This window comes from Corynebacterium sp. ACRPE (assembly GCF_022347435.1).
In the GTDB taxonomy this organism is placed as follows: Bacteria; Actinomycetota; Actinomycetes; order Mycobacteriales; family Mycobacteriaceae; genus Corynebacterium; species Corynebacterium tuberculostearicum_D.
Genome location: NZ_JAKRNA010000001.1, coordinates 144,592 through 158,183, shown reverse-complemented (window position 1 = coordinate 158,183; position 13,592 = coordinate 144,592). Strand labels below are relative to the sequence as shown.

The window sequence follows — 13,592 nt, the reverse complement described above, 5'->3', positions numbered from 1 at the left end:
AACGTGAGAAGCCTGCCAAATGTCCTAGCCATCGTCCTAGCCGGCGGCGAGGGAAAGCGCCTTTTTCCCCTGACCGAAGACCGCGCTAAGCCCGCCGTGCCTTTTGGCGGGTCCTACCGCCTCATTGATTTTGTCCTGTCCAATCTGGTCAACGCCGGCTACCTCAAGATTGCGGTGCTGACGCAGTACAAATCCCACTCCCTAGACCGCCACATTTCCCAGGCATGGAATTTGGCGGGGCCGACGCCGCAGTACATTGCCTCGGTGCCTGCCCAGCAGCGCCGCGGCAAGCGGTGGTACAACGGTTCGGCGGATGCCATTGTGCAGTCGCTTAACCTCATCTATGACGAGAAGCCGGACTACGTCATCGTCTTCGGCGCAGACCACGTCTACCGCATGGATCCGGCGCAGATGGTAGAAGAGCACATCGCCACAGGGCTAGATTGCTCGGTGGCCGGCATTCGCGTGCCGCGCTCGGAGGCAACGGCGTTCGGATGCATCCAGGCCGACGGCATGGGAACCATCACGGAGTTCGTGGAAAAGCCTGCGGACCCACCGGCTACGCCGGATGATCCGAATATGAGCTATGCCTCGATGGGCAACTATGTCTTTACGGCGCAGGCGCTTATTGACGCCCTCTTGGAGGACGAAAAGAACGAGGACTCCGCCCACGATATGGGCGGCGATATTATTCCGTACTTTGTGGAGCGCGGGCAGGCACACGTCTATGACTTCATGGCCAATGAGGTGCCGGGATCTACCGAGCGCGATCACGGCTACTGGCGCGACGTGGGCACCATCGATTCCTTCTATGAAGCGCACATGGACATGATTTCGGTGCACCCGATCTTCAACCTCTATAACCGGAATTGGCCGATTCACTCCACGGATGACTCCAATTTCCCACCGGCGAAGTTCGTGCAAAATGGCATCGCGCAGTCCTCGATGGTGGCGCCGGGTTGCATCGTCTCCGGCGGCACGGTGCGCAATTCCGTGCTGGCGTCTGACGTCCACGTGGCCGATGGCGCCACGGTCGAAGGATCGGTCATCCTGCCGGGCGTGCGCATCGGACGGGGTGCCGTGGTGCGCCGCGCGATCCTCGATAAGAACGTCGTCGTCAGCGATGGCGCAATTATCGGCGTGGACCGCGAGCGCGATGAGGAGCGCTTCAAGGTTTCTGACGGCGGCGTGGTTGTCGTCGGCAAAAACCAGAAGGTCTAAAGCTTCGTTACAACGGTGAGCCCGGACCCCAGTGGCAAGCGGGTGACGTTCGCGCCCTCGAGCTCGCGCAGGTACTCGTCTGCTTCGCGGGCAGCGGCGGTGTCGCGGTCGGTCCGGGAGGCGTCGGCAAGCGTGCCATCGAGCAAAGAATTAGCCAAGACCAGGGTGCCGCCTTGGTGCAGCAGTGGCCACGCTGCCTTGATGATGGCGGGGAGCTCGAGCGCGGCGACGTCGGCGTAGATGACCTGGTAGGCATCATTAGCCAGGCGGCCCATGACCTCGAGTGGGCGAGACGGCAAGAAGCGGCCGCGTGAAGGTGCATAGCCCGCCTCGCCGAAGGCGGTCTTGGCGCTGCGCTGGTGCTCAGCCTCGGGGTCGATGCAGGTCAAGATGCCATTATCGGGCATGCCGGCAAGCAGGTAGAGGCCTATCACATTGGCGGCTGGGGTGATCGCCACGGACTGGGGGCGTTCGGTAGAGCCGGCGGAGGCGGCCGTCAGCGTGGTGAGCAGCTGGCCCGTAGATTCATCTGGAACCGGCAGACCGTACTCCTCGGCGTGGTCGCGCGCGCCACGCAGGGCCGCGGAGGGCTCGCTGGTGGTCTCGATATAAGAACGCAGTGCTTCATATGCGGTAGTAGTCACGTAATAAACCTTAGGGAAAAGTGCCCGCAAATGTGGCAAAAACGCGCCTAGCCAGCGAGGTTGTGGTGGGTGGGGATAATGTGACGGACTCACAGGAAATTATCAGCACTGTGGCTGGAGTTTCACTTTGAAGTATAGAAAGATGACATGCATGACAACAACGAAGCGCGATGCCGAATCCCTTCAGCCCGCCACCCCTGAGGCGGAGTTGACCGGTACCGCGGCGTTCGATGCCGGTGAAGCCGACATGCCCGCTTGGGGAGACCTGGTTGCCGAGCATGCCGATGGCGTCTACCGCTTGGCGTATCGCCTCTCCGGCAACCAGCACGATGCAGAAGACCTCACGCAGGAGACCTTCATGCGCGTCTTCCGCTCCCTGGATAAGTATCAGGCCGGTACGTTTGAAGGCTGGTTGCACCGTATTACCACCAACCTCTTCTTGGACATGGTTCGCCATCGCTCCAAGATCCGCATGGAGGCCCTGCCGGAGGATTATGAGCGCGTGCCCGGCACGGATATGACGCCGGAGCAGGCCTATACCGTGGCCAACCTGGACCCAGCGCTGCAATCCGCGCTCGATGGCCTGGCTCCCGATTTCCGCGTGGCCGTGGTGCTGTGTGATGTGGTTGGTATGAGCTATGACGAGATTGCGGAGACCCTGGGCGTCAAGATGGGTACGGTGCGCTCCCGCATCCACCGCGGCCGTTCCCAACTGCGCGCGGCGCTCGAAAAAGAGGCGCAAACCAATGCGGAAACCCGCATGCTGCTGCGCACGCGTTAAACCATCGCGCGCTAGACTCTAAAGAAACTGCATAGTCCCCGCTGCCGGCGGGGACTTTCCGTGTCCCTGAAGGCCAAGCAACTAGTGGAGGAGGGTGTCGATGGACTCGCTGCGAGGACGCCGGACCGTGTCCACGCTGAGCGTGCGCGGCGGGTTCGATGCCGCCCAGGCCAAAGCCCGCGATAAGGCGAAAGCCAAGGCGCGGCGCAGCGATACCATCGGGCACCTTGGCCCAGAGGCTGTCGTTGCCTTCGTAGACGGGGAGATGGAGCCGAAATTCATGCACCGCGTGCGCATCCACTTGGTGCACTGCGCCGAGTGCCGGGCGGATGTGCATCAGCAGCGCCATGCCTCAGAGTGGGTTCGCCACTGCGCGGATTCCGCTAAAGTCAAGGCGCCGCAATCCCTGCTGGCAAAGCTCGCAGGCATTGCCACCGAAGAGGTTGCGCCCGGGCCGGATGCGACAACGCCCGTGCACCGGCCGCAGCAGGATTTCTTGGACAAGGTGGAGATGGTGGTTCGCGCAATCAAGCACAATCAGCGCGGCTAAGAGTGAGGGACTAGTATTTAACCGTGTTTTCTTCCATTGGTTGGCCCGAGATTTTCGTCATCGTACTCTTGGGCATCATCGTCATCGGCCCGGAGCGCATGCCCGAGGTGATTAAGGATGTGCGCGCGGCCATTTACGCGGCTCGCAAGGCCATCAATAACGCCAAGGCGGAGCTCAACGGCGAGATGGGCTCGATTACCTCGGAATTCGATGATATCCGCGCCCCGCTCACCCAAGCTGCCCAGTGGACGCGCCTCGGCCCGAAGGGGGCAATTACCAAGGCGCTTTTCGATGGCGACGATTCCGCCTGGGACGATTTCAACCCCAAGAAAATGGCAGAAAACGTCAAGACCGCTACCGCTCCACAGGAGCCGGAGGAGCAGCCGCAGTCCCAACCGCAGCAGCAGCGCCCGAGCTTCGACTACTCCCAGATCTACGCTGAGCAGCCGCAGCCAGAGCCCCGGCCGCAGCAACGCACCGCAGCCCCCCAGCTGACGGAGCAGCCCGCGCCCGAGAAAAAGCCGCCACGCGGTGGGGAAGAATCCACCGGCGGCGGCATGTGGGGCGATGTGACCTAAGGCGTTAGTTCACGCCCAAGTTGAGGTTTTTGCCCACCAGGGAATCGGAGCGGATGGCCAGCTTATCGGCCACTGCCTGGATCTGTTGGGCGGCGGGGGACTCGGGGGAATCGAGGACAATCGGCGTGCCGGCATCGCCACCGCCGCGCAAAGTGGGATCCAACGGCACGGAAGCCAGCAGCGGCACCTCATGGCCCAAGATGACGCCTAGGCGATCGGCCACAATCTGTCCGCCGCCGGTGCCAAAGACATCCATGGTGGAGCCATCCGGCATCACCATGGCACCCATGTTTTCAATTACGCCGGCCACGCGCTGGCGGGTCTGCTGGGAGATGGAACCGGCGCGCTCTGCCACCTCGGCCGCCGCGGCCTGCGGGGTGGTGACAATGAGTAGCTCCGCATTCGGGATGAGCTGGGCTACGGACAAGGCGACGTCGCCAGTGCCCGGAGGCAGATCCAAGAGCAGCACGTCGAGGTCGCCCCAGAAAACGTCAGCCAGGAATTGCTGTAGCGCGCGGTGGAGCATGGGGCCGCGCCAGACTACCGGGGCATTACCCTCCACAAACTGACCGATGGAAATGTGCTTAATGCCATGAGAAATCGGCGGCAGCAGCATCTCATCATCGAGCACGGTGGGGCCGTCGGTGCAGCCCAAGAGGTTAGGGACGGAGTGGCCGTAGATATCGGCGTCCACAATACCAACCTTGAGGCCCTTCTGGACCAGCGCTGCAGCCAGGTTGACGGTCATGGAGGATTTGCCCACGCCGCCCTTGCCGGAGGCCACCGCGAAAACGCGAGTGGTGGAATCCGGCTTTGCAAATGGGATTTCCGGCTCGGCCTGGCCGCCGCGGAGCTTCTTCTTGAGCTCGCGACGCTGCTCATCGCTCATGGCTTCCATCGTCACCGTGACGTTTCCAACGCCCTCGATATCCTCTACCGCAGCGCGGGTATTGGACTCGATGGTGGATTTCATGGGGCAGCCAGCGATGGTGAGGTAGATTTCCACGGCCACGTCATTACCGGTGACGGTAACGGACTTCACCATGTTGAGTTCGGTGATGGGGCGGCCGATTTCGGGGTCTTCGACGCGGGAGAGTGCCTCGCGTACGGCGGATTCAGTAATAACGCTAGACATAACCCTTGCCATCTTAGTCACGCCGCAACAGGAGGTAAACACACCCTCGGTGTAGAATCAGCTAGACGCTCACGCGCCGCTAACTAAAAGGAGAAGAGTATCGCTATGCGCAGCTTTGCCCGCCCCGCCCGCGCCATTGCCGGTGTGGTGCTGTCTGCAACGCTGCTTTCCAGCTGCTCTTCCCAGTTCGATACCAACCCCATTGCTAAGAGTCCCCAGAGCGAGCCGATTGGCATTTTGGTCGATGCCAATGAGACCGACCAGCTGGTCCTCGCGGAGATCTACCGACAGGAGCTGATGGGACAGGGCCGTGAGGCGTCCATTGTGAAGGAAGACATCTTCCAGAACACCAAGGGTGGGCGCTCCATGAACCCAGGCGGCAATTTCTATGTGGGCTGCACCGGCGCGTTTCTCAATATCTTAAACCCCGGTGAGGCACGGGCGATTTCGAAGGACTACAAGAAGGCACAGAAAGCCTCCGAGCCCGGCGGCGAGGACTACCTGGCCCGTACCCACATTGCGCTCATGTCGAGCTTGCCCACGGATACCTCCACGGTTGAGCCTTCCGGTGCCAGCGGCTGCGAGGACGCCGAGCCCGAATTGCCAGAGAATTTCGTGGTGCTCTATCAAGACGGTCTCTTCGACCGCGAAGAGCGCCAGGCTGTGGCCTCGCTGACTAAGTTCATTACCCAAAAAGACCTCTCTGACATGGTCGAAGAGGTAGAAAACGACGACTCCAGCGCGGAGAAGGTCGTACGCTCTTGGATGAATTCCTCCGGTGGCGACATCGCCCATGAAGAAGGCGACTCCGATTCTTCCGGCGGGTCGAATCTCACTGGTTCTTAATGATTGATCGTTGGCAGGTTTGTGTGAGCTTCCCGGGCTTGTTGGCAACTTGGAGCTCCTGATGGTTAGCAACCGGCAGACCTACACCTCCACAGGATCAAGGACACGTGTGACTCGATATGGAACCATTCTGGGCTTGTGAATGCCGACGCTAGTGCTTTTTCATTGCTCCCGGGTGTGAGTGACAAGCATCCGCGACACGATTGGACATATCGAGTAAACGCTCTAATTCTTAACCCGCTCCCTTTGCGCTCATGGTAAAGCGACCGTCAAGACGCTGGCGTCGGCATGAGTAAACCCCAGTGAGGCGGTCCTCACTGGGGTTTAAACGGGGCAGAGGCGACTAGATGTCGAAGGCCTCTTCCAGCAGGTTCTTCTGCTCAATCTGGTGAACCTTGGCGTTACCGGTGGCAGTCGAGGACTGAGCACGGCGGGAAACGCGAACCAGCTCCGGCATATCCGGAATCAGGGTGCGCAGGTGCTCGTTGTAGAACGGCCATGGGCCTTGGTTGGCCGGCTCGTCCTGAACGAAGCGGACCTGGGTGGCGTTCGGGTAAGCCTCGAAAGCCTCGCGCAGGCGGTTGAACGGAATCGGGTGGAGCATCTCCACGCGGACGATGGCGATGTCATCGCGACCATCGGCCTCGCGCTTCTTTTCCAGATCCCAGTACAGCTTGCCGGAGACCAGCATGATGGTCTTGACCTTGTCGGTATCGCCGACCTTCTTGCCGTTGACATCAACGAAGTTCGGGTCGTTGATAACGGACTGGAAGCGCTTGACTTCGGTGAAGTCTTCCACGGCGGAGGTAGCCGCCTTGTTGCGCAGCATGGACTTCGGGGTGAAGACGACCAGCGGGCGCTTCATCTCGCCGAGTGCCTGGCGGCGCAGCAGGTGGAAGTGGTTAGCCGGGGTGGAAGGCTGAGCCACGGTCATGGAACCCTCAGCGCACAGCTGCAGGTAGCGCTCGATGCGGGCGGAGGAGTGGTCCGGGCCCTGGCCCTCGTAGCCGTGTGGCAGGAGGAGTACCAGGCTGGACAGCTGGCCCCACTTGGCCTCACCGGAGGAGATGTACTCGTCGATGATGGTCTGGGCGCCGTTGGCGAAGTCACCGAACTGTGCCTCCCAGGCCACGAGGGCGTCTGGGTTGCCCACGGTGTAGCCGTATTCGAAGCCCATGCCGGCGAACTCGGTCAGCGCGGAGTTATAAACCATGAACTTGCCGCCGTTGCCCTTGGAGGTGGCGATGGCGTGCATCGGGTTGTACTCGTTGCCGTTGCGTGGGTCGAAGGTGACGGCGTGGCGCTGGGTGAAGGTACCGCGACGGGAATCCTCACCAGCCAAGCGGACAACCTTGCCCTCGCCGGCCAGGGAACCGAAGGCGATGAGCTCGCCCCAGCCCCAGTCGATGCCGCCCTCACGGGAGGATTTCTCGCGCTCCTTGGCTACCTTGCCCACGCGCTTGTGGTACTCAAAGTCCTCTGGTGGGTTGCCATAGGCGGCACCCAGCTCGGCGAGTTCCTCGGCGGTAATCGAGGTATCCAGGCCGCGGGTGAGCTCCTGGGAGGAGGTGATACCGGTCTGCTCCTTCGGGCGAGCCTTGCCGGCTTCCTTATGCTCAGCAAAGACGGATTCCATCTGGTCATGGAAGTCGCGAGCGGCTGCCTCGGCGTCCTCGGCGGAAAGGTCACCACGGCCGATGAGGTCGTTGGTGTAGTGCTCGCGTACTGCCTGGTGCTCGTCGATGACCGAGTAGAGCTCCGGCTGGGTCATGGACGGATCATCGGCCTCGTTGTGGCCGCGCAGGCGGTAGACCATCAGGTCAATGAAGACGTCCTTGCCAAACTGGCGGCGGTACTCTGCTGCCATCTGACCAACCCAGACAACTGCCTCTGGGTCATCGCCGTTGACGTGGAAGACCGGGCAGTCGAAGCCCTTGGCCAAATCGGTGGCGTAATGGGTGGAGCGGCCGGAGTCCGGGGTGGTGGTAAAGCCCACCTGGTTATTGACCACGATGTGGACCGTGCCGCCGTTGGTGTAACCGCGCAGCTGCGACAGGTTGATGGTCTCCTGGACAACGCCTAGGCCGGTGAACGAAGCATCGCCGTGGAGCATGACCGGAACAACGGTGTGGCCCTCTGGGCCCTTGTCCAAGATATCCTGCTTAGCACGGGCGATGCCCTCCATGACCGGATCGACGGCCTCGAGGTGGGATGGGTTGGCGGCAAGGGTGACCTTGATTTCGCCATCGCCAAACATCTGCAGGTGGTGGCCCTCGGAACCCAGGTGGTACTTCACGTCACCAGAGCCGCCGAGCTGGCCGCCCTTGTAGTTGCCGTCAAACTCGCCGAAGATATCGGCCAGTGGCTTGCCCACGATATTGAACAGGACGTTGAGGCGGCCGCGGTGTGGCATGCCGATGACGACCTCGTCCAGATCCTGGCCGGCGGCGGTATCAATGATGGAATCCAGCAGCGGGATGAGGGTCTCGGCGCCCTCGAGGGAGAAGCGCTTCTGGCCCACGTACTTGGTCTGCAGGAAGTTCTCGAATGCTTCGGCGGCATTGACCTTCTGCAGGATGTACTTCTGCTCCGCGTTGGTTGGCTTCGGCATGCCCGCCTCCAAGCGGTCCTGCAGCCAGCCGCGCTCATCGCGGTCGAGGATGTGGGTGTATTCGGAGCCGACCTTCAAGGTGTAGGCGGCGCGCAGGCGAGAGAGCACCTCGCGCAGGGTCATCTGCTCCTTGCCGCTAAAGCCACCAACATTGAAGGTGCGGTCCAGATCCCAGATGGTCAGACCGTGGGTTGCGATGTCGAGGTCGCGGTGGTCTGGGTTAGGCAGGCCCGGCTGGATCCAGCCCAGCGGGTTGGTATCGGCCAGCAGGTGGCCGCGGGAGCGGTAGGACTCGATGAGCTGCATGACGCGGGTGTTCTTGTCCACGCCGGAGTTCGGCATGTCCTGCGCCCAGCGGAACGGCTCATAAGGCACGCCCATGGAGGAGAAGAGGTCGTCCCAAAAGGCGCCGTCGACAAGCAGCTGGCCAATGGTGCGCAAGAATTCGCCGGACTCTGCACCCTGGATGACGCGGTGGTCATAGGTGGAGGTCAGGGTAACCAGGCGGCCGACGCCCAGGTCTGCCAAGCGGTCCGCGGAAGCGCCAGCGAACTCGGCCGGGTAATCCATAGAGCCCACGCCGATGATGGAGCCGGCGCCCTTAGTCAGGCGGGCGATGGAGTGGCGGGTGCCGATGCCGCCTGGGTTGGTGAGGTTAATGGTCACACCAGAGAAGTCATCCATGGTGAGCTTGTTCTTGCGAGAACGGGTAACGATGTCCTCGTAGGCCTCAACGAACTCGGAGAAGGACTTGGTCTCGCACTCCTTGATGGCGGCGACGACCAATGCGCGGGAGCCATCCTTCTGCGGCAGGTCAATGGCTAGGCCCAGGTTAATGTGCTCCGGCTGGATGACATAAGGCTTGCCATCCTTTTCCTCGTAGCGCACGTTCATGTCTGGGTGCAGCTGTACGGCCTTAACCATGGCGTAGCCGATGATGTGGGTAAAGGAGATCTTGCCACCGCGAGTGCGCTTGAGGTGGTCATTGATCATGGAGCGGTTCTCCCACATGAGCTTGACCGGCATATCGCGCACGGTGGTAGCGGTAGGAATCTCCAGGGATTCCTCCATGTTCTTCGCAATGGCCTTGAACATGCCCTTGAGCTGGCGCTCGTCGCCGCCCTCGTAGTCTTCGATGCGATCGAGCGGGGACTCGGACTTCTTCACGGACTGCTTTGCCTTAGCGGACTTTTCCTGCGCCTTGGCCACGGACTTATCCACGTTGGTCTCGCGGGCCTCCTGCTTGCGGGCGGTAGTCGTACCCTCAGTCTTCTTCGCGGCAGGCTTAGACGGCTTCTTCGGGGCTTCCTTGGCAGGTGCCTCAGACTTGGGCGCGCCGTTTGCTTCGAAGTAGTCGCGCCACTCCTTATCTACGGAGTTAGGGTCCTTGGAGTACTGCTGGAACTGCTCGTCTATCAGCCACGCATTGGGGCCGAAGATATTCGATGTGCTCACGGCAGGTATTCGCCTCATTTCTCTGCTTTAAAATGGTCGTTTATTCGACTTTAGTGCGGCCTTTGCACGAGCGGATGCGTCACTCGCCAAAGAGTCTGCCTACATGATACGGGTCATACCCCTAAACTCACTATGTTAGGGGTATCAATTGCCCCACTTATCGGTTCCCGGCTACCCCTAGGCTTGGGTGAGGGGAGAAAGCTGCTCGCCGGCGTGCTCGATGACCTGCTTGGCCAGCTTGCGGTTGGCGGTAGTGCCGAGCACGGCGCCGATGCCCATGGGCATGAGCTTGCTGATCCACGCCCACTTCAGGCGCTTGGTGATCTGCTTGGTAAAAAGCTTGGTCAGGCGGCCGTTGATGCCAGACAGCGTCGGGCCGGAGAAACGGGAGAGGCTAGCGGCCGAGCGCATGCCCGCCACGCTATTGAGATCGCCCACAAAGGTATCCACCAAAGCGGAGCCCTTCGAACCGGTCAGCACCAAAAGTACAAGGGCGCGGCGGCGCTCGGGGGACTTGATGTCATCGCCACGCAGGTAGGCCGAAGCCAAGATGTACCACGCGGCCGCCTCCAAAAAGACCACGGATTCGCCGGCGATGGTAGCTGCGCCGGTTACCAAACCGACACCAGGGATGGCAGCGGAAGCGCCCGCGGCCGCACCGGTGCCGGAGGTGATATTGAGGAAGTGCTTGTCAATGAGCTCCTGCAGCTGCTGCGGGCTTGCGTCCTTATTACGCTTCTTCAGGTTCTCGACGTACTTGATGATGACACCGGACTGCACGGCTACTGCGCGGTCCAGGGAATTGAGGAGCGCGGAGGTAAAGCGGTTGGTATCTTCCGGATCGATGTCATAGGTATCGACGGTGTCGACCTCGGTGGAGTTGTCCTTTTTGTCTTTAGTAAAGAAACCCATGTGTCCTATTCTTTCGCTAAAACTTATCTGCGCCCAGCATAGTAAAGGCTCTATTAATGCGCCGCCGCGCCGCGATGAGATCGCCGAGGGCGTGCAAGCGACCTAAGCTAGTGGGTATGGTTACGCCGCACGAGAACAACCGCGACTCCGAGGGTTTCCCTCTGGAGGAGTCTTCCGCGGCGGCGCGCCTGAAAGCGGAGCAGGCCCACGAACGCGCCCGCCGCGCGCATGAAGAGGCCCAAAACGCCTTGGCAGATGAGCTCACCGTGCGCACCACCTCCGGGTGGGTGCGCGGCGTTATAGAGGAGGACCTGCGCACCGATCGCCCCATTAGCGCCGGGCCGGTGCTCACTTGGCGCGGCATCCCCTTCGGCGATACCACCGCCGGGGACAACCGCTTCCGCGCCCCGCAGCCCGCACCGGCCTGGGAGGGCGTGCGCGATTGCAGCCAGTTCGGCCCACCGGCCCCGCAGACCACGTATTCCTGGACCGACCGCATTATCGGCTCCGAGGACTGTCTGCACCTCGACATCGTGCGCCCGCGCACTGAAGAGAAGCTTCCCGTGGTGGTCTACCTACACGGCGGCAGCTTCATAATGGGCTCGTCCCACATGCTTATGCTCCGCGGCTTTGAGTTAGCCACCCGCATGGACGTGGTCTACGTATCCATTAACTTCCGCCTCAACTCCCTGGGCTATTTGGATCTGCGCAGCCTGGGCGGGGACTGCAGCGCTAACCCGGCGGTGGCCGATCAGATCCTGGCGCTGCAATGGGTGCGCGACAATATCGCGGCCTTTGGCGGCGATCCTGATTCCGTCACCCTCATGGGCGAATCGGCCGGCGGCGCGGCGGTCCTCACCCTTATGACGAGCCCGGCCGCGGAGGGCCTCTTCCACCGCGCCATCGCCCAGTCCCCACCGATTGCGATGATCCATTCCCGCGCCCAGTCCACCTTGTGGGCGCGCGAGCTGGTTCACCGCCTGGCCTTGCCCCGGCGCACCTCGGTGGAGGACCTGCGCCAGGAAAACTTTGCCGATCTGGTGCGCTCGGGCCAATCCATGATGTGGCGGGCCGGCGAGCTCATTCACCTTAATTCCTGCTACGCGCCCACGGTGGATGATGAGCTCATTCCGGAACACCCCATCGCCGCCTTTGAAAGCGGGAACCAGCACCAGATTCCGCTGCTCATCGGCACAAACTCGGACGAGGCTAGCTTTGGCAAATTCCTCTTCCAGCGGCAAAGCTCCCGCGAGCGCGCCGCCTTGCGCCTTCTGGCTTCCTTCGATCCCCAGCACGCCCCCGAGGTCGTCGCCGCCTATGACGGCGCGGTGGCCCGGGAGGACTTTGCGCACCTGCTTGCCGACGCCCTCTTTTGGGCCCCCTCCACCCGCATCGCCACCGCCCATGCAAAAGTGGCGCCAACGTGGATGTATCGCTTCGACTTCGCCTCTGCCGTGCTCAAGTGGCTCGGCCTCGGCGCGATGCATTCGATGGAGCTCGGCAATGTCTTCGGTGACCCTTATTCCTCGCGCGCGTCTTTCCTGACCAATTGGGGCTCGCGCGCGGAGATGGAGGAACTTACCGCCACCATGCAGCAACACTGGTCCGCCTTTATCCACGGCGGCCGCCCGGAGATGAGCTGGCCGCGCTACGGGTCCAACCACCGCGCCACCATGATCTTCGATGCCGAGGCCTATATTGAGCACGCCCCGCACGAGCTCAAGCGACAAGCCTGGGAGGGATACCACATGTTGGAGTGGGGAAGTGGGCGCCCGGAGCTGGTGAGATCTTTGGGCTTCCAACCATCCGGGTGGGAATAACGGTAGACTCCACAGTGACCGCGGGCGGCGGCTTGCCTACCGTGGGAACCTCTGCTTCCGAAGGATGGATTTTAAACCACCATGAGCTTTTTCGAAGATATTGCTTCTGCATTGGATGCCGAGGGCATCGAGTCCCGCGTCAACGATGACGTCATGTTCGTTCCAATCACTTCTGATCTGGAAATCCAATTTATTGAAATCGATCCGCTTCTCCCCGCCGCGAACGTCTACATTGCCGCGGCGGATGTTGATGAAGACGATGAGGAATTTGAGGCAGTCCTCGTCTCCGTCGCCTTCTCTGTAGATGATGCCGTGGAGGCGGTGTCCCGCCACATCGCTACCGACCAGGTGGTCACCGTTCTGCGGGACCTGCTGGAGGGCACCGATGAGCGCATCGCGGAACTAGAATTTGCCCAAGATGAGCTCAACCCGCACCTCGTCGTGGCCGAAGTGGCCAATGACTCGGAGCTGCGCGTGCTCGTGGAAACCATCGACGGCGTTCCGTCCGCTATCGTGCGCTTCCTTGCCTTCGACTTCGACGAAGACGATCTCGATGACATGGAAGATGAGGCAGTCGCCCTCGCCTGGGAAGTGGACGAAGAGGATGAGGATCTCGACGAGGCTGACCGCCTCGCCCTCTTCGATAACGCCGAGTTTGATGATGTCCCCATCGTGGAGGTTCCCGCCGAGGCCCTTGAGCTTGGCACCTACACCGACTTCGATCGCCTCTTTGATGTCCTAGGCCTCGTCTCCGAGCAGGCCCTGGACTGGGAAGCACAGCTCGTCTCCTTTGATGACGAGGACTACGAAGAGCCTGACGTCTACGACATCTTCGGTGAAGACGACGAGGACGAAGACGAGGACTACCTGGACGGCGACGATGCCGACCTGGACGACGAATCCGACGCCCCCGAAGCTGACGAAAAGTAGTCCCGGCCTTCCCCATAGCCCAGCCCGCCGCTCCCAGCAGCCAGGCTGGGCCTTTCCCGTTTCAGGGGCCCTTTTATGTTGCTACTTTCGCGCGCCGCCAATTAGGCTT

At 61.5% G+C, this 13,592-nt stretch carries 11 protein-coding genes; 7 read left to right on the top strand and 4 right to left on the bottom strand.

Features of this window, described 5'->3' with window-relative positions:
• The first annotated feature begins 3 nt into the window (after positions 1–3).
• Positions 4–1,221 carry a glucose-1-phosphate adenylyltransferase gene (gene glgC / locus MHY13_RS00735; protein WP_204609533.1) on the top strand — a complete coding sequence of 406 codons (1,218 nt, stop codon included), beginning with the start codon at positions 4–6 and terminating at the stop codon, positions 1,219–1,221.
• Here glgC and MHY13_RS00730 read toward each other — a convergent pair.
• The gene (locus MHY13_RS00730) at positions 1,218–1,865 is read right to left on the bottom strand and encodes an O-methyltransferase (protein WP_239280067.1); all 648 of its coding nucleotides are present in this window, start codon (positions 1,863–1,865) and stop codon (positions 1,218–1,220) included. The genes glgC and MHY13_RS00730 overlap by 4 nt on opposite strands.
• A gap of 151 nt (positions 1,866–2,016) precedes the next feature.
• On the opposite strand from MHY13_RS00730, the gene sigE reads away from it, so the two are divergent.
• The 3 genes from sigE to MHY13_RS00715 all read left to right on the top strand — a co-directional run bounded on the left by sigE (position 2,017) and on the right by MHY13_RS00715 (position 3,774).
• Positions 2,017–2,646 carry an RNA polymerase sigma factor SigE gene (gene sigE, locus MHY13_RS00725; RefSeq protein ID WP_005323510.1) on the top strand — a complete coding sequence of 210 codons (630 nt, stop codon included), beginning with the start codon at positions 2,017–2,019 and terminating at the stop codon, positions 2,644–2,646.
• Between the two features lie 100 nt (positions 2,647–2,746).
• Entirely contained in the window at positions 2,747–3,196 is a 450-nt protein-coding gene (locus MHY13_RS00720; protein WP_239280065.1) for an anti-sigma factor, read from the top strand.
• A gap of 23 nt (positions 3,197–3,219) precedes the next feature.
• Positions 3,220–3,774, top strand: a complete 555-nt coding sequence (locus MHY13_RS00715) for a twin-arginine translocase TatA/TatE family subunit (RefSeq protein ID WP_239280063.1) — start codon at positions 3,220–3,222, stop codon at positions 3,772–3,774.
• Between the two features lie 4 nt (positions 3,775–3,778).
• On the opposite strand, the gene MHY13_RS00710 is transcribed toward MHY13_RS00715, so the two are convergent.
• On the bottom strand, positions 3,779–4,909 hold the full coding sequence (locus MHY13_RS00710) for an Mrp/NBP35 family ATP-binding protein (protein ID WP_239280061.1): 1,131 nt from the start codon (positions 4,907–4,909) through the stop codon (positions 3,779–3,781).
• Between the two features lie 105 nt (positions 4,910–5,014).
• Between MHY13_RS00710 and MHY13_RS00705 the strand changes: the two genes are divergently transcribed.
• Positions 5,015–5,755, top strand: a complete 741-nt coding sequence (locus MHY13_RS00705) for a hypothetical protein (protein WP_239280059.1) — start codon at positions 5,015–5,017, stop codon at positions 5,753–5,755.
• A gap of 343 nt (positions 5,756–6,098) precedes the next feature.
• Here MHY13_RS00705 and MHY13_RS00700 read toward each other — a convergent pair whose 3' ends face one another.
• Together MHY13_RS00700 and MHY13_RS00695 are read right to left on the bottom strand one after the other, a co-directional pair.
• Complete coding sequence (locus MHY13_RS00700) at positions 6,099–9,839, bottom strand: multifunctional oxoglutarate decarboxylase/oxoglutarate dehydrogenase thiamine pyrophosphate-binding subunit/dihydrolipoyllysine-residue succinyltransferase subunit (RefSeq protein WP_239280057.1); 3,741 nt, start codon at positions 9,837–9,839, stop codon at positions 6,099–6,101.
• 159 nt (positions 9,840–9,998) lie between these two features.
• Positions 9,999–10,733 carry a hypothetical protein gene (locus MHY13_RS00695; protein ID WP_239280047.1) on the bottom strand — a complete coding sequence of 245 codons (735 nt, stop codon included), beginning with the start codon at positions 10,731–10,733 and terminating at the stop codon, positions 9,999–10,001.
• Between the two features lie 116 nt (positions 10,734–10,849).
• Here MHY13_RS00695 and MHY13_RS00690 point away from each other — a divergent pair, with 116 nt between their 5' ends.
• Together MHY13_RS00690 and MHY13_RS00685 are read left to right on the top strand one after the other, a co-directional pair.
• The gene (locus MHY13_RS00690) at positions 10,850–12,553 is read left to right on the top strand and encodes a carboxylesterase/lipase family protein (RefSeq protein WP_239280045.1); all 1,704 of its coding nucleotides are present in this window, start codon (positions 10,850–10,852) and stop codon (positions 12,551–12,553) included.
• 81 nt (positions 12,554–12,634) lie between these two features.
• Entirely contained in the window at positions 12,635–13,483 is an 849-nt protein-coding gene (locus tag MHY13_RS00685; protein ID WP_198492851.1) for a DNA primase, read from the top strand.
• Positions 13,484–13,592: the final 109 nt, after the last annotated feature.

Excerpts from the sequence above, each read along its gene's own strand:
- sigE (WP_005323510.1), top strand. The coding sequence starts at position 2,017 with ATGACAACAACGAAGCGCGATGCCGAATCCCTTCAGCCCGCCACCCCT.
- MHY13_RS00720 (WP_239280065.1), top strand. The coding sequence starts at position 2,747 with ATGGACTCGCTGCGAGGACGCCGGACCGTGTCCACGCTGAGCGTGCGC.
- MHY13_RS00710 (WP_239280061.1), bottom strand. The coding sequence starts at position 4,909 with ATGTCTAGCGTTATTACTGAATCCGCCGTACGCGAGGCACTCTCCCGC.
- MHY13_RS00705 (WP_239280059.1), top strand. The coding sequence starts at position 5,015 with ATGCGCAGCTTTGCCCGCCCCGCCCGCGCCATTGCCGGTGTGGTGCTG.
- MHY13_RS00700 (WP_239280057.1), bottom strand. The coding sequence starts at position 9,839 with ATGAGGCGAATACCTGCCGTGAGCACATCGAATATCTTCGGCCCCAAT.
- MHY13_RS00695 (WP_239280047.1), bottom strand. The coding sequence starts at position 10,733 with ATGGGTTTCTTTACTAAAGACAAAAAGGACAACTCCACCGAGGTCGAC.
- MHY13_RS00690 (WP_239280045.1), top strand. The coding sequence starts at position 10,850 with ATGGTTACGCCGCACGAGAACAACCGCGACTCCGAGGGTTTCCCTCTG.
- MHY13_RS00685 (WP_198492851.1), top strand. The coding sequence starts at position 12,635 with ATGAGCTTTTTCGAAGATATTGCTTCTGCATTGGATGCCGAGGGCATC.